The sequence below is a fragment of the Streptosporangium sp. NPDC023615 genome (assembly GCF_040640155.1).
In the GTDB taxonomy this organism is placed as follows: Bacteria; Actinomycetota; Actinomycetes; order Streptosporangiales; family Streptosporangiaceae; genus Streptosporangium.
Map to the genome: position 1 here is coordinate 84,276 of NZ_JBFABE010000024.1, position 19,823 is coordinate 104,098.

General features: G+C 73.6%; 12 protein-coding genes. 4 read left to right on the forward strand and 8 right to left on the reverse strand.

The features are described 5' to 3' along the window. Nucleotides 1-162: 162 nt before the first annotated feature. The 5 genes from AB0G16_RS19030 to AB0G16_RS19050 are packed head-to-tail and all read right to left on the reverse strand — an operon-like array spanning nucleotide 163 to nucleotide 6,749. Nucleotides 163-474 (reverse strand): AzlD domain-containing protein, encoded by a 312-nt coding sequence (locus tag AB0G16_RS19030; RefSeq protein ID WP_362806244.1) that lies wholly within the window; start codon nucleotides 472-474, stop codon nucleotides 163-165. Then, complete coding sequence (locus AB0G16_RS19035; protein ID WP_362806246.1) at nucleotides 471-1,151, reverse strand: AzlC family ABC transporter permease; 681 nt, start codon at nucleotides 1,149-1,151, stop codon at nucleotides 471-473. Before AB0G16_RS19035 ends, AB0G16_RS19030 begins: the two co-directional genes overlap by 4 nt. Nucleotides 1,152-1,162: 11 nt before the next feature. Beyond that, nucleotides 1,163-2,098 carry an AraC family transcriptional regulator gene (locus AB0G16_RS19040; RefSeq protein WP_362806248.1) on the reverse strand — a complete coding sequence of 312 codons (936 nt, stop codon included), beginning with the start codon at nucleotides 2,096-2,098 and terminating at the stop codon, nucleotides 1,163-1,165. Continuing rightward, nucleotides 2,095-4,086 carry a protein kinase gene (locus AB0G16_RS19045; protein WP_362806250.1) on the reverse strand — a complete coding sequence of 664 codons (1,992 nt, stop codon included), beginning with the start codon at nucleotides 4,084-4,086 and terminating at the stop codon, nucleotides 2,095-2,097. The genes AB0G16_RS19040 and AB0G16_RS19045 overlap by 4 nt, the downstream gene beginning before the upstream one ends. Before the next feature lie 47 nt (nucleotides 4,087-4,133). After that, a complete protein-coding gene (locus tag AB0G16_RS19050; RefSeq protein ID WP_362806252.1) occupies nucleotides 4,134-6,749 on the reverse strand; it encodes a protein kinase in 2,616 nt (871 codons plus the stop codon). Between the two features lie 330 nt (nucleotides 6,750-7,079). Between AB0G16_RS19050 and AB0G16_RS19055 the strand changes: the two genes are divergently transcribed. From AB0G16_RS19055 to AB0G16_RS19065, 3 genes are all read left to right on the forward strand, one after another. Beyond that, nucleotides 7,080-8,111 (forward strand): chorismate mutase, encoded by a 1,032-nt coding sequence (locus AB0G16_RS19055; RefSeq protein ID WP_362806255.1) that lies wholly within the window; start codon nucleotides 7,080-7,082, stop codon nucleotides 8,109-8,111. A 314-nt stretch (nucleotides 8,112-8,425) separates the two neighbouring features. Next, nucleotides 8,426-11,947 (forward strand): DNA polymerase III subunit alpha, encoded by a 3,522-nt coding sequence (gene dnaE, locus AB0G16_RS19060; protein ID WP_362806257.1) that lies wholly within the window; start codon nucleotides 8,426-8,428, stop codon nucleotides 11,945-11,947. A gap of 216 nt (nucleotides 11,948-12,163) precedes the next feature. Further along, nucleotides 12,164-13,567: a serine hydrolase domain-containing protein gene (locus AB0G16_RS19065; RefSeq protein ID WP_362806259.1), complete on the forward strand. Its 1,404-nt coding sequence runs from the start codon at nucleotides 12,164-12,166 to the stop codon at nucleotides 13,565-13,567. A gap of 158 nt (nucleotides 13,568-13,725) precedes the next feature. Here the strand turns inward: AB0G16_RS19065 and AB0G16_RS19070 are convergent, their stop codons facing one another. Together AB0G16_RS19070 and murA are read right to left on the reverse strand one after the other, a co-directional pair. Then, nucleotides 13,726-16,137, reverse strand: coding sequence for a transglycosylase domain-containing protein (locus AB0G16_RS19070; protein WP_362806261.1), 2,412 nt, complete (start codon nucleotides 16,135-16,137; stop codon nucleotides 13,726-13,728). Between the two features lie 52 nt (nucleotides 16,138-16,189). Next, the gene (gene murA / locus AB0G16_RS19075) at nucleotides 16,190-17,506 is read right to left on the reverse strand and encodes a UDP-N-acetylglucosamine 1-carboxyvinyltransferase (protein ID WP_362806263.1); all 1,317 of its coding nucleotides are present in this window, start codon (nucleotides 17,504-17,506) and stop codon (nucleotides 16,190-16,192) included. Between the two features lie 96 nt (nucleotides 17,507-17,602). Between murA and AB0G16_RS19080 the strand changes: the two genes are divergently transcribed. After that, nucleotides 17,603-18,154, forward strand: a complete 552-nt coding sequence (locus AB0G16_RS19080) for a hypothetical protein (protein WP_362806265.1) — start codon at nucleotides 17,603-17,605, stop codon at nucleotides 18,152-18,154. A gap of 91 nt (nucleotides 18,155-18,245) precedes the next feature. On the opposite strand, the gene AB0G16_RS19085 is transcribed toward AB0G16_RS19080, so the two are convergent. After that, nucleotides 18,246-19,634, reverse strand: coding sequence for an amidase (locus AB0G16_RS19085; RefSeq protein WP_362806267.1), 1,389 nt, complete (start codon nucleotides 19,632-19,634; stop codon nucleotides 18,246-18,248). Nucleotides 19,635-19,823: the final 189 nt, after the last annotated feature.

Sequence of the window (19,823 nt, forward strand, 5' to 3'; positions counted from 1 at the left end):
GGACCCTCCCAGAGCGTTTCTTTACCCGCGAAGCCATCCGGGTTCTCGGTCTCTTCGCCGGCGAACCCGCCCGAGCCGCCCCCTGTCCTCACCGGACGGGCCTGCCTCGCCCGTGTCCTCACCGGACGCGCCTGCCCCGCGCCGGGACGCCGCCCGCCCGCCTCAGCCCAGGACGTACCGGAGCGCGGCGGTGACGACGGCGGCCACCGCGAGCACGACCAGGAACGGGGCGCGCAGCAGCAGCGCCACCACGGCCGCGCCCATCCCCGCGGTCCGTGGCCAGTCGAGGTGCAGCGCCTGCCCGTCCGCGAAGGTCTGCACGGCGATCAGCGCCGCCAGCAGGGCCACCGGGACCAGGGTCGCGAAGCGCTGCACGCCAGGGTGGTCGAGGATCCGGCGCGGTGCCGACAGCCCGGCGAACTTGAGCGCGTAACAGGCCACGCAGGTGACGGCGATCGCCCACCAGACGCTCATCGGGTCCTCCTGAGCAGCAGCGCGAGCACGACCACCGCGGCGAGCAGCACGGGCACGCCGGGCGGGGTGAACGGGGTCGCGGCCAGCGCGACCGCCGCCCCGCCCGCCGCGATCGGGCGCAGGCGGCGGGCCTCGGGGTCCTCGCCGGTGAGGCGGGGCCACAGGATGGCCAGGAACGTGGCGGGACCGACCACGTCCAGGCCGAGCACGGCGGGGTCGGCCAGCGCGGAGGTGCCCAGCGCGCCGGCCAGGGTGGTGGCGTTCCAGATCAGGTAGAGGGTGACGAAGGTGACCAGGAACCCCGTCCTGGCCGATCTCTCGTCCGGCTGGGCCATGGCGACCGCCGTCGTCTCGTCGATCACCCCGTGGGCCGTCGCCGGCCTGCGCCAGCCCCGGAGGTCGAGTGTCCCGGCCATGCGCAGGCCGTACAGGCCGTTTCGGGCTCCCAGCAGGACCGCTCCCGCGGTGCCCGCGACCAGGTTGCCGCCGCCGGCGACGACCCCGACCAGGGCGAACTGCGAGGCGCCGGTGAAGGCGAACAGGCTCAGCGCGCACGCCTGCGCGACGCTCAGCCCCGCGGCGGTCGCCGCGGCGCCGAAGGCGACCCCGGACAGGCCGACGGCGATTCCCACGCCCAGTCCGTCCCGTATCGCGGAGGAACGAGTGGTTGCTTCCATGAGAAGCGAGCTTATGTCCGGTTCCCGCGTCTGCTCTTGTACGTTCCTGCGCGCTGGTACGCCGCCGGGGGGACGCCCACGATCCGCTTGAAGTGCCTGCCCAGGTGGGCCTGATCGGTGAAGCCCACGTCCCCGGCCACCCGCGCGGGAGGCATGCCGGCCCGGAGCAGGCGCCGGGCCTCCATGATCCGCAGCGTGTTCAGGTAGGCGTGCGGGGGCAGCCCGGTGGCCGCCTTGAAGGCCCGCATCAGGGCGAACGGGCTCGTGCCCACCGCCCGCGCCAGGTCCTCGACGGTGGGCGGGTCGACGAGCCGCTCGTGCAGGATCTCCCGGGCCTGCAGCACCGCCGGCCGGCCGGCGCCCGTGACCGGGGCCTCGGGAGGCCGGCGGGCGGCGTGGTGCCGCAGCAGGGCGGCGAAGGCGGTACGGGCGAGGGTCGAGGAGGCGAGGTCGTCGCCCCGCTCGGCCGCGTCGTGCGCGGCCCGCAGCAGTGCGACGGTGGGCGGGTGGTGGGTGACGACCTCGGGGAAGCAGGGGGTGCCGCGCCCGGCCATCAGCTCGGCGGCGATCCCGGAGACGAACCCGACCGACGGGTACAGCACCCGGTAGGACCAGCCGCCGGGCACGCCCGGGTAACCGTCGTGCGCCTCCTCGGGGTCGAGCGTGCTCAGGCTGCCCGCGCCCGCCCGGTGGACGGCGCCCCGGTAGAAGAACTCCTCCACCCCCGACAGCACCATCGCGATCGCGTAGCCCTCGTGCGCGTGCGGGGAGAAGCGGTGGGTGACGTACCTGGCCTTGAGCAGGTCCACCCCGGGCAGGGCGGCGCTGCGCCAGAAACGTGCCCTCTCCGGGTCGCCCACGGCGGGAACGTCGCCCACGGTGGGAACGCCGCCGGCCGGTTCCTCGTTCACGGCCGGATCGCCGTTCGCGGCCCGATCGTGGCTCATGGCCGGAAGGAGCTGGTGAACGCGTCGAAGGAGGAGCGTTTCCACTCCGACTCCGGGCTCTCCCAGTAGATCGCGTACGGCTTGCCGGCGGTGGTGCGGAAGCCCCGGTCCAGGACGTGTGTGCGGACCCCGTCCCTGAGGTAGGTGAACTCCCAGTCGGCGGCCGGCACCCCCCGGTAGGTCAGCTCGGTGATCCCGATCCGCCGGTAGCCCGGCCAGACGCCGTCGGCGGTCCCGGCCTCCTCGACCTTCTCCCAGTGCCTGACCGGGTCCTTCTCGGGGTCTTCGGTCGACTCGATCCACAGGAAGGCGTCCGAGCCGGGGGCGCGGAACTCCACCCGGTCGCGTCCGGGGAACCGCTTGACCTGCCAGGTCCCGGGCACGGCGACGGAGAAGCCCATCGGGTCCCGGTGCAGCCGCCAGCCCGCCGGAACGGTGCGGCTCGGGCGCGGGGTCGCCGCCGGGGTCGGCCCTTCCGGGGCCGCGGTGGCCGTGATCGCGGGCCCGCCGGTGCCCGGGTCCGGCGTGGTGTCCCGCTCCCTGAGGAGCAGCCATCCGCCGACCCCGACCAGCACGGCGAGAGCGATCCCGCCGGCCAGCAGTACCGGCCATCTCGGCTCGGCCCGCGGCCCGGTGGGAACCTCCCCGGTGTCCGTGGGGTGCTCGTGCACCGGCCACGCGGCGGAGGAGGACGCGGAACCGTACCCCTGCCCGGGACGGCTGGAGGGGGACGGTTCCGGGCGGGTGTACGCGGAGTGGTCCTGACGGGTGCGGGGAGGGTCCGGCCAGGCGCCGGGCGGACGGTCCGGCTGCGCGGGCGCGCCCGCATGGAGCCCGTACACCGGGTCGCCGGGCCGGGCCGCCGGGCCGCCGGGCCACGGGTCCGCGGGCCGGGAGGCGGGGGACCACGGGTCCGGGGGCCACGGGGCGAGCCCGCCGGGGTCGGGAGAAGCGCCCTGGCCGAAGAGCGGCACCGGGGGCGTGTGCCCGGGAGGCGTGTGCCCGGGAGGTGGGTGCCCGGGAGAGGCGTGACCCCGGGGCAGGTGGCCCGGGAACGCGGGGTGTGACGACCCGTGTCCTGAGGGCCCGGATCCTGCGGGCGTGGGTCCCGAGGACACCGGCCCCGGGGGGGTGCGGCCGGGGAGGGCGTGGTCAGGGGGCCGGTGGCCGGGGAAGGGGCCGCCGGCGGCGGCGCGGCTCAGCAGGGCCTCCACCCGGTCGGGCCTCGTCCGGGCGGCCGGATCCCTGGCCAGCAGCCCGAGGATCGCCGTCTCCAGCGGGCCGGAACGTGCCATCGGGGTCGGTTCGCCCTGCAGGACGGCCATCATGGTGGCGGCGGCCGTGGGCCGCTCGAACGGCGGCCTGCCCTCCAGCGCCGCGTACAGGGTCGCCCCGAGCGACCAGAGGTCCGACTCGGGGGTCGCGGGCAGCCCGTGCAGCCGTTCGGGGGGCAGGAACGCGGGGGTGCCGACCATCGCGCCCGTACGGGTGATGCTCTTCTCCTGCGTCATCGAGGCGATGCCGAAGTCGGTCAGCACCACCCTGCCGTCGTCGGCGAGCAGCACGTTCTCCGGCTTGACGTCCCGGTGCAGCACGCCCGCGGCGTGCGCGGCCCGGAGCGCGCCCAGCACGTGCACCCCCACCGACGCGACCCGCTCCGGCGGCAGCGGCCCGTCGACGCGGACGATCTCGCCCAGCGACCGCGAGCGGACGAGCTGCATGACGATCCAGGGACGACCCTCCTCCTCGACCACGTCGTGCACGATGACCACGGAGGGGTGGTCCAGGCGCCCGGCGGTCCGGGCCTCACGGATGGTGCGCCGGTTCAGGTCGGCGCGGGCGGTCTCGCCCACCCCGCCGTAGCGGACCTCCTTGACGGCCACGATCCGGTCGAGGAGCTCGTCGTGGGCACGCCAGACGATGCCCATGCCGCCCTCGCCGATGTGTTCGAGCAGCCGGTAGCGGCCCGCGACCTTTCTCTCCGCCATCCTCGCCCCTTCCCGAGCTCACGATCCGCAGCCGGTAGGGATGCCGCTCACTTCTTCGAGGAGAAGGTCGCGGCGAATCCTTCGAAGAGGTGCATGTTCTTCTTCCAGTTCTTGTCCAGCGTATGCCAGTAGATCGCGTACCCGCGGCCGCCCTTGGTGATGAACCCGCGGTTGATCACTCTCGCCTTGCCCGAGCTGGTGTTCCAGGTGAACTCCCAGTCGGAGGCCTTCTTCATGTACGAGACGTTCTCGATCCGGATCAGCTTGTAGCCGGAGAACTTGCTCCGGACGGTCGGCTCGTACTCCAGCCAGTCCTGCTTGGGGTCGGGGCGCGCCTTGTCGACGTAGTCGATCATCACGAAGCTCGTCCGGTCCGGCCCGCGGAACCACACCTGGTTGCCGCGCCGCTTGTCCTGACTCCACCCCTTGGGCAGGCCGAGCGAGAAGCCGTTGGAGTCCTTGTGCATCCGCCAGCCGGCGGGCAGGGGGGACTTCTTCTCCGTCTTGGTGGGGGACGGGCTCGGCGCCGGCGGGGAGGGCGAGGCCGACGAGGGCGACGAGGACGCCGGCGAGGAGGACGAGGGGGCCGACGCCTCCGGCGACCCCTTCGAGGGGTCGTACACCGCGCCGCCAGTCGGGCCGTCCGACGCGCCGGACGTGCTCGGCGCGCCGGGCCCGGCCTGCGGGGTCCCCTCGTTCTTGCGGCTGTTCATGCCGAGCCAGCCGGCGACCACCCCGACGACCAGCAGCACCGGCAGCAGCACCAGCAGGCCCCGCTTCGTCTGGGAGCCGCCCGACCCCCCGGAGACCGACGTGACCTCGTCCTGCCGGTGCCCGGCGTGGGCGGAGGCCTGCTCCGGCGTCCGGCCGGCGACCTGCCCGGCCGCGGCCGGGGGGACGGGTTTCCGGGAGGGGGCCGGGGCGCCGTCCCGGGCCGCCGCGGCCACCGGCGGGAAGGGGTTGGGCCGAGGGGCCGGGACCGGCCTCGGGCGTGCGGGGGCGCTCTCGCGGCCCGCACCGGAGGCGCTCGCGTCCCTGTCCCGTCGCGCGGCGTCCCCGGAGACGGCACCCCGCGCTGAGGCCGGGGTCGACGGGGAGGCGCTGCCACGGGCGGCGGGCCTTCCGGCGCCCGGACCCCCTCGCGGGGCCGGGACGTCCTCGGCCGGGACCGCGTCCACCTCGTCCACAGCGCCCGTCGCAGCGCCCGCGGACTTCCTCCCCACCGCGGGGGACGCGTCGTCTCCTCGCGACGGCGTGGCCCCGCGCCCGGGGACGGCCCTGGACGCGGCCGCGTCCTCGGGGTCCGAGGGGGTCGAGGGGGTCGAGGGGGCGGGGACGGCCTTGCCGGGTGCGGCACCCGACGCGGAGACGGCCCCCGCCCGAGCCGCCGGGCCGCCCTTCGCGCCGGGAGCGTCCTTCGCGCCGGGAACGGCCCCGGCGCTCGACGCCGCCCCGCCCTCGGCGACCCCGTCCCTGTCCTTCGCGTCCTTCGCGTCCTTCGAGGCCGTGTCCTTCGCGGGCCTGGCCTCCGGCACGGCGCGAGGGCTCGCCGCGCCCGCGGCGCCGGGCGTCCCGGGCCTCGCCGCGGAACCGTCCTGGCGCCGGCCGCCCCCGCCCTGCGGCGGGACGGGCTCGGGCCACTCCTCGCGGCGTGTGGGAGTGGGCGGCGCGCCCGCCGCACCGGCCGCGCCGGCAGGCGGTGCGGCGCCCAGCTTCGCGCCCGTCTGCGGGACGTCCCCGGTGCGGAAGCGGAGGCCCGGGTCGGTGTCGGCCGAGGGGTCGGTGCCGTCCGCGCGGCCCGCGGCCGGCATGACGGCGGTCCTGGCGGGCCGTTCGCCCGCGCCCTCGGACACCGCGCGCAGCAGCCGCGCGGCCTCCTTGTAGGGCATGCGCAGCGCGGGGTCCTTGCGGAGCAGCCCCTCCAGCACCGGAGCCAGCGGCCCGGCGTTCACCGGCGGCTCGGGCTCGTCGTTCAGGATGGCGTGCATGGTCGGCAGCGCCCCGCCCCGGTCGTGCGGGGGCCTGCCCTCGACGGCGGCGTACAGGGTCGCGCCGAGCGACCACAGGTCCGACTCGCGCTGCGCGCTGCCGCCCTTGATGCGCTCCGGCGGGATGAAGGCGGGGGTGCCCGCGATGCCGGTCATGGTCAGCGCGGTCTCGGCCTCCAGGGTGGCGATGCCGAAGTCGGTCAGCACCACCCGGCCGTCGTCGGCGAGCAGCACGTTCTCGGGCTTGACGTCCCGGTGCAGGACCCCCTGGGCGTGGGCGGCGCGCAGCGCCTCCAGCAGCGCCAGGCCGATCTCCGCGACCCGCCGCGGCGGCAGCGGCCCGTCCTGGCGCAGCACCTTGCCGAGGGAGCGCGACTCCACCAGCTGCATGACGATCCAGGGACGCCCGTCCTCCTCGACGACGTCGTGGACGACCACCACGTTGGGGTGCGTCAGCCGCCCGGCGGCACGCGCCTCGCGCTTGGTGCGCCGGTTGAAGTCCTCCTGGTTGTCCTCGCCGAGCGTGTCGGCGTAGCGGACCTCCTTGATCGCGACCTCACGGTCCAGGAGCTCGTCGTGGGCCCGCCACACGATGCCCATGCCACCCCGGCCGATGGCTTCGAGCAGGTGGTAGCGAGAGGCGATACGGCGCCCCTCGGGCTGTGCTTCGGCCATCAACCGGCTTACCTCCTTCGGAACCCCCGAATACTCTCATAGCCCGGTAAAGTGATCGACTCACCCGCCGCGCAGAAGTCCGTATCCTGAGACGTGCCGTCCGGTCCGTGGCGTGCGCCGGAGGGATGACCTAAGATTGTGCATGTGACCTGTTATTTCGCGTTTATCGAGCCGGCTCCGGAGAGCCGGTCGTGACAGCGTGACCTGACGACCAGCCGGAGCCGGCACCGAGGCGGAGACGTGAAGTCTCTGCCTTTTTCTGTTTCCGACATCTCTTACGAACGGCCGCCGGCTCGCGGGACGCGTGCCGGCCGAGCATGGGAGAGCCTCATGTCGTCGACCGTACACAGGAAACGCGTGCCGGTGCGGGTGGGCGCGCTCACCGTGGGGGCCGGGCCGGCCGTCGTGATCGGCGGCCCGGGAGCGGACGCCCGCTGGATCGGTCCGCGGGATCGTCCGGCCGGGCTCTCCGTGGCGGAGGCGGTGGCCGCGGCCCGCGCGCGATGGCAGGGACCGGTCCTGGTGGAGCCGTCCTGCGCGGCGGACCTGCCGGTGATCGCCGGATGCGCCGACGGCGTGGTGGCCGGGGCGGTGGACGGCGCGGCCTGGATGCGGGACGCGGCCCTGGTGCGGGCCGTCGCCCGGCTCGGCCTGCCGGTGCTCCTGCGGCGGGCGCCCTCGGCGACGCTGCGGGAGTGGCTGGCGGCCGCCGCGGACTGCGCGGCGGAGGGCAACGACCGGGTGGTGCTCTGCGAGAGCGGTGACGGCACCGTCCGGGGCGGCCTCGTCCTCGACCTCGCCCTGATGCGCGCCGCGCGCGAGCTGTCGGGCCGTCCGGTCCTGGCCGACCTCGGCGCTCACCTGGGGGACGGAAGCGCCCACGAGGACGGAAACGGTGAGGAGAACGGAGCCGGTCACGGGGACGGGGACGGGGACGGGGACGGGAACGGGCCCGCGCTGGCCGCCGCGGCGGTGGCGGCGGGCGCCGACGGCCTGCTCCTGCCTCCCGGCTCCGCCGAGCGGGAGGCGCTGGCCGTACGGGAGGCCGCGAGGATCATCGGCGCGGTCACCCGCCGGGAGGTCCCGGCCTCGGTCCCCGACGCCCGGGAGGCCATCGACCGCGTGGACGCGGCCCTGGCCGTCCTCCTGGAGCGCCGGGCCGAGCTCGCCGTGACCGTCCAGCGCCTCAAGCCGGTCGGCGGATTCGCCGGCCGCGACGCCGACCGCGAGCGCCGCCTGGTCGCCGAGATGGCCCGCCGGGCCCCCGTCCTGGGCGAGACCCGGCTCGCCCCGATCATGAACGCGGTCATCGAGGCGGGCCTGCACCTCGCCGAGGAACGCCGCTCGTCACCCCGGCGGTGATCCCGGGCCCCGCCGGATCCCGTGGAACCCGGCGGGCCCCGCCCCTGGACCCCGGGGGCCCTGCTCCTGGACCTCGGCGGACCTCGGCGGACCCCGGTGGACCCCGGTGGACCCCGGTGGACCCCGGTGGACCCCGGCGGACCCCGGCGGGGCCCGGCGCGTCCGGGTCGATCCGGTCATCCGGGACACCGGCCCCGGACGCGGAAAAATCATGGTCGTGAGACCGGCGACGCGAGGCGCAGGAGTCCCTCCCGCATCCCTTGTTTGGGTACTCTTGCCCCGCCGACGGTGGGACCAGGGGAGGACGAAGCCGCATGTCAGACTCGTTTGTGCATCTGCACGTTCACACGGAGTACTCCATGCTGGACGGCGCCGCCCGGCTGAAGCAGATGTTCAAGCAGGTCGGCGATCTGGGCATGCCCGCCATCGCGATCACCGACCACGGCAACATGCACGGCGCCTACGACTTCTACAAGCAGGCGACCGGGGCCGGGATCAAGCCGATCATCGGCATCGAGGCCTACGTCGCCCCCGCCTCGCGGCACCAGAAGAAGCCGGTCCTGTGGGGGGAGCCGCACCAGAAGCGCGACGACGTCTCGGCGGGCGGCTACTACACCCACATGACCATCTGGGCGAAGAACGCCACGGGTCTGGGCAACCTGATGAAGCTCTCCTCGCGCGCCTACACCGAGGGCTTCGTGCGCAAGTGGGCCCGGATGGACGCCGAGATCCTCGCCGAGCACGCCGACGGGCTGATGGCCACCACCGGCTGCCCGTCCGGCGAGGTGCAGACCCGCCTGCGGCTGGGCCAGTACGACGAGGCGCTGGCGGCGGCGGCCCGGTTCCAGGAGCTGTTCGGCAAGGAGAACTACTACCTGGAGATCATGGACCACGGGCTGGAGATCGAGCGCCGGGTCCGCGACGGCCTGACCCGCATCTCCCGCGAGCTGAACATCCCGCCGCTGGTCACCAACGACTCCCACTACACCTACGAGTCGGACGCCACCTCCCACGACGCGCTGCTGTGCATCCAGACCGGCAAGCAGCTCTCCGACCCCGACCGCTTCCGCTTCGACGGCAGCGGCTACTACATCAAGAACGCCGACGAGATGCGCGCCGTCGACTCCTCCGACCTGTGGGCCGAGGGCTGCCGCAACACCCTGCTGGTCGCCGAGAAGGTCGACCCGAGCGGCATGTTCGGGTTCAAGAACCTGATGCCGACCTTCCCGCTGCCCGAGGGGGAGACCGAGGAGAGCTGGTTCCGCAAGGAGATCTGGAAGGGTATGGAGCGTCGCTTCCCCGAGGGGATCGACTCCGAGCACCGCGACCAGATCGAGTTCGAGATGAACGTCATCCTGCAGATGGGGTTCCCCTCCTACTTCCTCGTGGTGGCCGACTTCATCATGTGGGCCAAGAACAACGGCATCCGCGTCGGTCCCGGCCGAGGCTCGGCCGCGGGCTCGCTGGCGGCGTACGCGCTGGGCATCACCGACCTCGACCCGCTGCCGCACGGCCTGATCTTCGAGCGGTTCCTCAACCCCGACCGCGTCTCCATGCCCGACGTCGACATCGACTTCGACGAGCGCCGGCGCGGTGACGTGATCCGCTACGTGACGGAGAAGTACGGCGCCGACAAGGTCGCCATGATCGCCACCTTCGGCACCATCAAGGCGAAGGCGGCCATCAAGGACGCGGCCCGCGTCCTGGGCTACCCGTACGCGCTGGGCGACAAGGTCTCCAAGGCGTTCCCGCCCGCGGTGATGGGCAAGGACATCCCGCTGTCGGGGATCTTCGACTCCGACCACCCGCGCTACAACGAGGCCGGTGAGCTGCGCAAGCTGTACGAGGAGGACGTCGACGTCAAGGCGGCGATGGACCTGGGCAGGGGCCTGGAGGGCCTGATCCGCCAGACCGGCGTGCACGCCGCCGGGGTGATCATGTCGGCGGAGGTGCTGACCGACTACATCCCGATCATGCGCCGCGACTCCGACGGTGTGATCATCACGCAGTTCGACTACCCGACCTGCGAGACGCTCGGCCTGCTGAAGATGGACTTCCTGGGCCTGCGCAACCTCACGATCATCGACGACTGCCTGAAGATGATCGAGGCCAACACCGGCGAGGCCATCGACCTGCTCAAGCTGCCGCTGGACGACCGCAAGACCTACGAGCTGCTCGGCCGGGGCGACACCCTGGGCGTGTTCCAGCTGGACGGCGGCGGCATGCGGTCGCTGCTGCGGCTGATGAAGCCCGACAACTTCGAGGACATCTCCGCCGTCGGCGCGCTCTACCGGCCCGGCCCGATGGGCGCCAACTCCCACACCAACTACGCGCTGCGCAAGAACGGCCTGCAGGAGATCGTCCCGATCCACCCGGAGTTCGAGGAGTCGCTGCAGGAGATCCTCGGCACCACCCACGGCCTGATCGTGTACCAGGAGCAGGTCATGGCCATCGCGCAGAAGGTCGCCGGGTTCTCGCTCGGCAAGGCCGACCTGTTGCGCCGCGCGATGGGCAAGAAGAAGAAGTCCGAGCTGGACAAGCAGTTCGAGTCGTTCGAACAGGGCATGAAGGACAACGGCTACTCGGCGGCCGCGATCAAGACGCTCTGGGACATCCTGCTGCCGTTCTCCGACTACGCCTTCAACAAGGCGCACAGCGCCGCCTACGGCCTGGTCTCCTACTGGACGGCCTACCTCAAGGCCAACTACCCGGCCGAGTACATGGCCGGGCTGCTGAGCTCGGTCAAGGACGACAAGGACAAGTCCGCCCTCTACCTCAACGAGTGCCGGCGGATGGGCATCAAGGTGCTGCCGCCGGACGTCAACGACTCCGACTTCGACTTCACCCCGCGCGGCACCGACATCCGCTTCGGCCTGTCGGCCATCCGCAACGTCGGCGGCAACGTGGTCGACGGGATCATCTCCGCGCGCAAGGACAAGGGCCGCTTCGCCGACTTCAAGGACTTCCTGCGCAAGGTCCCCATGGTCGTCTGCAACAAGCGGGTCATCGAGTCGCTGGTCAAGGCCGGGGCCTTCGACTCGTTCGGGCACGTGCGCAAGGGCCTGGTGATGGTCCACGAGCAGGCCGTCGACGGCATCATCGGGATCAAGAAGAACGAGGCCCAGGGGCAGGACTCCCTGTTCGGCGCGATCGAGGGCGCCGAGGACCAGACCTTCGACGTGCAGATCCCGGCGGGGGAGTGGGACAAGAACACCCTGCTGCAGTTCGAGCGGGAGATGCTCGGCCTGTACGTCTCCGACCACCCCCTGTTCGGCGTGGAGCACATCCTCGCCTCCGGCGCCGACTGCTCGGTCGGCTCGCTCCAGGACGAGCACCGCCCGGACGGCCAGATCGTCACCGTCGGCGGCATCCTGAGCGGCCTCCAGCGCAAGGTCACCAAGAAGGGCGACACCTGGGTGCTGACCCAGCTGGAGGACCTGGCGGGCTCCATCGAGGTGATGATCTTCCCGTCGGCGTACCAGCTCTGCGCGACGATCCTCGCCGAGGACGCCATCGTCTTCGTCAAGGGCCGCCTGGACAAGCGCGAGGACGTCGGGAAGATCATCGCGATGGAGGTGACGGCCCCCGACCTGACCCGGGAGGCCGGGGGGCCGCTGGCGGTCAGCCTCACCCTGGCCCGGTGCACCCCGCCGGTGGTCGGCCGGCTCAAGGAGGTCCTGACCGCCCACCCCGGCACCACCGAGGTCCACCTGCAGCTCCACAACGGACCCAGGACCACCGTCATGCGCCTCGACGACCGCCTGCGGGTCTCGCCGTCCCCGGCGCTGATGGGCGACCTGAAGCAGCTCCTCGGCCCCGCCTGCCTGGGAGCCTGACGGGGCCTGCCCGCTCCCGCATGAATTCATCCGGTACGGGCGGCGGACGGCCCGTTCGTCGGGTGAGGTCGGGGAACGGGCCGTTCGCCGGGGCCGGAGAGGCGCGGGTCATCCGTTCGGAGCGGGCGAACCTCATCCGGTGAGAGGAGGACGGTTCCGGGTGGATTTGGGATGATCATCCTGTTGTTTTTCCGGAATCAGAGGAGATGACAGTTGATGACCCTCGCGGGACTCCCTCACCGCGGACGGATCCACCGCGGACGGACGATCGCCGGGCTCGGGCTGAGCGCGGTGCTGCTGACCTGCGCCGCCGCGCCCCCGGCGTCCGCCGCGCCCGGACCCGCGGCGTCCGCCGCGCCGACCGGATCCGAACCCGCCCCGACGACGGGTCCGGCGACCGCCCCGACCGCCCCGACGACCGGTCCGGCGACCGCGCCGTCCGATGAGACCGGGCGGGCGGCCCTCGACCGTGAGGCACTGCGGGCCACCGTCCGGGCGGTCCACGAGGCCGGTATGTACGGCTCCTACTCCGCGGTGCGCGACGGCGGCGAGCGGTGGACCGGCGCGGCCGGCGTCGCCGACGTGCGGACCCGGCGGCCCGTGCACCCGGGGATGCTGCACCGGGTGGGCAGCATCACCAAGACGTTCACTGCGGTGGCGGTCCTCCAGCAGGTGGCGCGGGGCCGCGTCGAGCTGGACGCGCCGGTCGCGCGGTACCTGCCCGGCCTGCTGCCGGAGGACCTGGCCGGCACGGTCACGGTGCGGATGCTGCTCAACCACACCAGCGGCATCGGCGACTACGTCGCGGGCGCCTTCCCCTCCTTCGTCCAGCTCTCCTCGCGGAGCCTCGACGAGCACCGGTTCCGCAGGATCGCCCCCCGGGAGCTGGTGAGGCTCGGGCTGGCGGCGCCGCGCACGGGCGAGCCGGGACAGAACTGGTCGTACTCCAACACCAACTACGCGATCGCCGGGCTGTTGCTGGAGAAGGTGACCGGCACCGGCGCCGAGCGGTACATCACCCGCGAGGTGATCCGCAGGGCCGGGCTGCGCGACACCTCCTTCCCGCGCACCCCGTTCGTCCCCGGCCCGCACTCCAAGGCCTACGAGGCGCTGTACGGCTACATCGACCCGCCGCGCGACTACAGCGTCTACGACATGTCGTGGGGGACCACCGCGGGCGCGGTCGTCTCCACGATGGACGACCTCAACCGGTTCTACCGCCTCCTGCTCGGCGGCGGGCTGCTGCCCCCGGCCCAGCTCGACCAGATGAGGACCACCGTGGCGGTCCCCGACGGCCAGGGCGGCGTCGCGATGCACTACGGCCTGGGGATCTACGCCCAGGACACCCCCTGCGGCCGGTTCTGGGGGCACGACGGGGCCGTGTTCGGCATGGGGACGGTCTCGCTGTCCAGCCCGGACGGCCGTCGCCAGATCTCCTACGGCTTCAACCTCATGAAGTACCAGAGGCTGAACGAGAACGGCTACCCGATGCCGCACGCGATCGACGCGGCCATGGGGGCGCACTTCGAGCAGGCGCTCTGCGGCTCGGCCGCGACGACCGCGCGCCGCGCCGGATGGCCGTCGCTCCTGCCGACCCAGCAGGTCCTGGTCAAGCGCTGACCACGGCCGGGCGGGTGACCTCGGCCGGGCGCCGATCCCGGCCGGGCGCCGACCGCGGCCGAGCGCCGACCACGCTCGATCGGTGACTCGGCCGATCGTTGACCTCGGTCGATCGTTGACCTCGGCCCGGCGCCGGCCGGTGGCCGGGCGCCGGTGGTTCAGCGGTCGCGGTTGCGCCACCACGCCGGGGCGCGCTCGGCCGGGCGGGCGCCGGGCCCGCCCCGCGCGCGACGGCCGCCGTACCCCCGGGGCTCCCGGTACGCCCACGGCTCCCGGTAGCCCCGGGGTTCCCCGTACCCGCGGGGTTCCCCGTATCCCCGCGGCGACCGGTAGGCCCGGTGACCGTAGGCGTCCGGGCCGCCCCGGGTGCGGTAGCCGCGGTGACCCCGCCGGTAGCCGGGCGCGCCGGCGTTGCGGCGCTCGCCGTCCCGCCCGGCCTCGCGCTCGGCCGCCAGGGCCTCGGCCATCCCGGGGGTGAAACCGCCGCCGAAGCGGCCCATGTCGGGACGGTGGAACGAGGTCTCGGAGGTCCCCTCCAGCGCCGCCGACATCGACGCGACCCAGATCGGCCCCGGCAGGGAGGCGCCCTGGACCGAGCCGTAGTACTCGCCGCCGATCTCGACGTCGCGCAGCGGGTAGCGGTAGGAACCGCGGATGTCGCCCACGCTGACCGCCGCGGCCAGGTCCGGGGTGTAGCCGGCGAACCAGGCCGAGGTGTAGCCGTTGTTCGTCCCGGTCTTGCCGGCGGCCGGGCGGCCGATGCCCTGGCCGGTCATGGTGCCCTTGGTGAACACCCCCGACAGCAGGTGGTTGACCGCGTCGGCCACGGCCCGCTCGATCGCCTGCGCGCAGCTCGGCGGGACGCGCAGGCGCTCGCCGTCCCGCTCGACGATCTCGACGATCGCCATCGGGCGGCAGTAGCGGCCCCGCGCGCCGAACGCGGCGAACGAGGCGGCCACGGTCACCGGGTCCATCTCGTTCACGCCCAGGGTGAAGGTCGGCACCTCCCGCAGCGGGGCGCCGTCGGCGCGGACGATCCCCAGCGCCCGCGCGGTCCGCACCACCGGGCACAGGCCCATCCGCTGCTCCAGCATCATGTAGAAGACGTTCACCGACTTCCAGGTGCCGGTGGACAGGCTCTGCGGGCCGCCCTTGCCCTCCCCGCTCGCGTTGAAGATCTTCGCGCGCGGGTCGTTGACCCTGCGGCCGGCGCAGTCGGTGAAGCCCCTGTCGGGCACGAAGCTGCCGGGCGTCCTGAAGCCCTGGTCGAACCGCCAGCCCCGCGCCAGCGCGGTCGCCAGCGTGAACACCTTGAACGTCGACCCCGCCTGGAAGCCCTGCCCGCCGCCGTGCGCGGTGTCGGCGGGCAGGTTGTAGGTGGTGCGGGGGCCGATGGCGGAACGGCCGTCGCCGCCGGCGTTGCGGCCGTACCTCTTGCTGGCGGCCATGGCCCTGATGCGGCCGGTGCCCGGCTCGACCATGGCCTCGGCGGCGACCTCGGTGTCGCGGGCGGAGACCCGCGCGGAGACGGCGCGCTCGGCGGCGCGCTGGACCTTCGGCGCGAGCGTGGTGCGCAGCACGATGCCGCCCCTGGCCAGGCGGCGCTCGCGATCCGCGCGGGTGTGACCGAAGACGGGGTTGGTCAGCAGCTCCCGGTGCACGTACAGGCAGAAGTAGGGGTAGTCGCTCCCGTTGCAGCCGCCCGGCTCGGGCCGCAGGCGGATGGCCAGCGGCTTCCTCGCCGCCGCCTCGGCCTGGGCGCGGGAGACGTAGGAAAGCTGCGCCATCCGTTCCAGCACGAGGTCGCGGCGCTCACGCAGCCGCTCGCGCCGCCTGGCGTCCAGCGAGGGGTCGGTGGCGTACGGCGTGCGGACCGCGCCGGCCAGCGTCGCCGCCTGCGGCAGGGTCAGCCGGGCGGCCGGCACCGAGAAGAACCGCTGCGCGGCGGCCTCCACCCCGAAGGCGCCCGCGCCGAAGTAGGCGATGTTGAGGTAGCGCTCCAGGATCTCGGCCTTGGTGTACCGGCGTTCCATGGCCAGCGCGTACCGCAGCTCGGTGATCTTGCGTTGGATGTTGGGCGCGCGGGCCTGGGCGCGTTCGGCCTCGCTCTCGGCGTTCTCGACCAGGATGTTCTTCACGAGCTGCTGGGTGAGCGAGGAGCCGCCCTGGCGCACCCCGCCCGCCTGGGTGTTGGTCACCAGGGCGCGCAGGGTGCCCTTGACGTCCAGGCCGGCGTGCTCGTAGAAGCGCGAATCCTCGATCGCCACGATCGCCTGCCGCATGACCGGGGCGATCCGCTCCAGCGGCACCACCGTCCGGTTCTGCGTGTAGAACTGGGCGAACCGCTTGCCGTTCCTGTCCAGCAGCACGGTGCGCTGGGCGAGCGGGTTCTCGCGGGGGCCGTCCGGCAGGTCGACGAGGGTCCGGCTGACCGTGTTGACGCCCACCCCGGCCGTGCCGACCAGCGGCAGCGCCGCCAGCGCGGCCAGCAGCCCGCCCAGCACGCCGCACGCCGCCAGGCCGCGCAGGCAGGCGGCGAGGTCGCGTCTCGGCTCCGGGCGGGGTGTCACGCATAGTAACGTGCGACCGAATGATCACCTACAAACGGCGATCGCCCAATCCTTACTGGTTCTGCACCTTTTCTCGACGGATCTTCAGCCCGAGCGAGGCGAACTGCTCGAACGGCCGGTGGTAGCCCCGCTCGATGTGGTGCACCCCGCGCAGCGTGGAGGTCCCCTCGGCGGCGGCGGCGGCCAGCACCGCGGAGAACCCGGCGCGGATGTCGGGCAGCGTCACGTCGGCGCCGCTCAGCTTGGACACGCCGCGCACGACCGCCGAGTGCTTGGCGTTGGTGTCGTGGTAGCGGCAGGCCGGGCCGCCCAGGCACACGTCGAACACCTCGATCTCGCAGCCCATCCTCTGCAGCGCGGGCACGTAGACCAGGCGGTTCTCGAACACCGTCTCGTGCAGCACCGACATGCCCTGGGCCTGGGTGAACAGCACCATCAGCGGCGTCTGCCAGTCGGTCATGAAGCCCGGGTGCGTGTCGGTCTGCACCGCCGCCGCCCGCAGCCCGCGCGGCGCCGACGCCGACAGGTAGTCGTCGGTGATGTCGACCTCGGCGCCCATCCGGGCCAGCGTGGTGATCGCGGTGACCAGCCGGTCCTGCGGGCAGCCGTGCACCCGCACCTGCCCGCCGGTGATCAGGCCGGCCGCCAGGTAGGAGAACGCCTCGATGCGGTCGCCGTTGAGCCAGGTGGAGGCGCCGTGCAGCCGCTCCACGCCCTCGATCACGATGCGCCGGTCCGGGCTCAGCTCGATGCGGGCGCCCATCCGCTGCAGGAACAGGGCGAGTTCCACCACCTCGGGCTCCATCGCCGCGCCCTTGAGCACGGTCTTGCCCTCGGCCAGCACCGCCGACATCAGGATCGTCTCGGTGGCGCCGACGCTGGGGTAGGGCAGCTCGATCCGGGTGCCGCGCAGCCGCTTGGCCTTGGCGTACACGCCGGTGTCGCTCACCTCGACCTCGGCGCCCATCGCGCGCAGCGCCTCGACGTGGAAGTCGACCGGGCGGCGGCCGATCGGGTCGCCGCCGACCAGCGGCACGAACGCCTCGCCCGCCAGGTGGAGCAGCGGGCCCAGCATGAGGATCGGGATCCGGTTCAGGCCGGTGAACGCCGCGGGGACGTGCGGGTTGATCTGCGCTCCCGGGGCGATGCCGATCTCCCCGGCGGAGATCTCCACGTCGATGCCCAGGGCCTTGAGCATCTGGGCGGTGATGCCTACCTCGCCCACGTCGGGGGCGTTCTGGATGGTGCTCTCACCGGAGCCGAGCATCGCGGCGACCATGTGCTTGGAGACGCCGTTCTTGGAACCGCGTACCTCGACGTCACCGCGGAGCGGTCCGGAGGGCTCGATCAGCCATGCCTCTTCGTTCACCCCGCCAGAGTAACGGGGTTCGCATCACGCGCTCGGGTGGCACCGGGCGGACGGGTGGGTAACATCGGGCACATCGGCACAGAGGGTGAGGGAGCCATGGTGCGCGACGTGCGCGACTTCGTGATCACCGTGCTGGCGATCGCCGTCGCCGGGGTCCTCGCCGGGCCGCTGTGGTCGCTGGCCGCTCCGCGCCCCCCCTACGTCGTGACGCGGGAGGGGCCGCTGCTGGCCGATCCCTCCACGCAGGCGCTGATCGCCGCCGACGGGTGGTTCGCGGTGATCACCGGAGGGCTCGGGCTGGTCTGCGGGGCCGTCGGCCACGCCGTGTCGCGGCGCGGCCGCCCGGTGCCGGTGGTGCTGGGCCTGGCGGCGGGCGGGCTGCTGGGCGCGCACCTCGCGCTGACGGTGGGGCAGGCGGTCAACCTGGGCGCGGCGAGCGTCACCGCCTCCGCGGCGTCCGCCTCGCTGGTCGCCGGCCCGCTGGAGCTGACCGCCAGGGGCGTGCTGTACGTGTGGCCGACCCTGGCCGCGGGGGTGTTCTTCGGCCTGGAGGCCGTCGCGGGCTACCGCGAGTCCCCGCTGCGCCGCCCCTTCGGCGGGGACGACCCCTACGCGCCTCGGTCGTCGTACGACATCAGCGACCGGTAGGGCGGCGCCGGCGGGGGGCGCCGGTGTGATCGCGCGGCCGATGGCGGGGCCGCCGGCGCGGGTGGCGGGGCCGGCGGGACGGGTGGCGGCGTCAGCGTGGCGGGCGGCGCGAGCCGTGGCCGGTGGCCCGCTCGAACGCGTGGGCCAGCCGCAGCACCGCCATGTCCGCGAAGGGGCGCCCGACGATCTGCACCCCCACCGGCAGCCCGTCCGGGGTGAACCCGCACGGCACCGACGCCGCCGGGGCGTGCAGCACGCTGATCCAGTAGGCCGAGCGCATCCACGCCAGGTAGTCGGGGAGCCTCTCGCCGTTGATCTCCGAGACGTACGGCGCGTCCACCGGGAACGGCGGCGCCTGGCTGACCGGGGCGACGAGGAAGTCGTAGGTGTCGAAGAAGTCGTCCATCCGGCGGTAGAGCCCGCTGCGCAGCCGCTCCGCGCGGGCCAGGTCCGCCCCGGTCACCTCGAGGCCCCGGTCGACGTTCCAGCGGACGTTCGCCCCCAGGCTCTCGCGCGGCAGGTCGCCGTAGGACAGGGCGTAGTACCAGGCGCGGTAGATCCGGAACGCGTCCTCGGCGTCGGACAGGTCCACGTCCACCCGCTCCACCCGGGCGCCCAGCGCGGCGAGCACGGCGGGGGCGTCCGCGGTGACCTGGGCCGTCCCGGCGTCGATCGGCAGCCCGCCCAGGTCCGGGCTCCAGGCCACCCGGATCCCGGTCAGGTCCATCTCCAGCGGTGCGGTGAACACGTCGCCGCCCTCGGTGATCGACAGGGGGGAGGCGGCGTCGAACCCGGCGACCACGCTCATCAGCAGCGCCAGGTCCTCGGCGGTACGGGCCATCGGCCCCGGCACGCCGAGGGTGAACCAGGCCGCCGCGGCCGACGGCGCGGGCACCCGGCCGGGCGTGGGCCGCAGCCCCGCCACGTTGCAGAAGGAGGCCGGGTTGCGCAGCGAGCCGCCCATGTCCGAGCCGTCGGCCAGCGCCACCATGCCGGTCGCCAGCGCGGCGGCGGCCCCCCCGCTGCTGCCCCCGGCCGACCTGGACGGGTCGTAGGGGTTGCGGGTGGCGCCGAAGATCTCGTTCACCGTGTGCGAGCCGGTGCCGAACTCGGGGGTGTTGGTCTTGCCCACCGTGATCGCCCCGGCCTCGCGCATCCGCCGCACGATCGGCGCGTCGGCGCCGGGCACGTGGTCGGCGAAGAGCGGCGAGCCGTACGTGGTGCGGATCCCCGCGGTGTCGGTCAGGTCCTTGTGCGCGACCGGCAGCCCGTGCAGCGGCCCACGCCACCGGCCGCGGGCCAGGTCCCGGTCGGCCTCCTCTGCCTCCCGCCTGGCGCGGTCGGCCACCAGCGTGACGATCGCGTTGATCTCCGGGTTGACCTCCTCGATCCGCCGCAGGTGCGCGTCGAGCAACTCGACCGCGCTGACCTGCCCGGACCGCAGGAGCCGGGTCATCTCGGTAGCGGTCAGGTAGTGCATCTGTCCCCCGATCGGATACGGCCGTCGCGGACGAGTCTGGCCGATCGGCGGGGTGGGGCGCGTCGTCAACCTTCGACAGCGGGACCGGCACGGCGCTGGGGAAACGTCACCGATCTCGCGGCGCCGTGGTCGCGGGCAGCCTCCTTGCCGCACCCGAGGCACCGCTTTTCTCACCGGATGCCCGCTGGG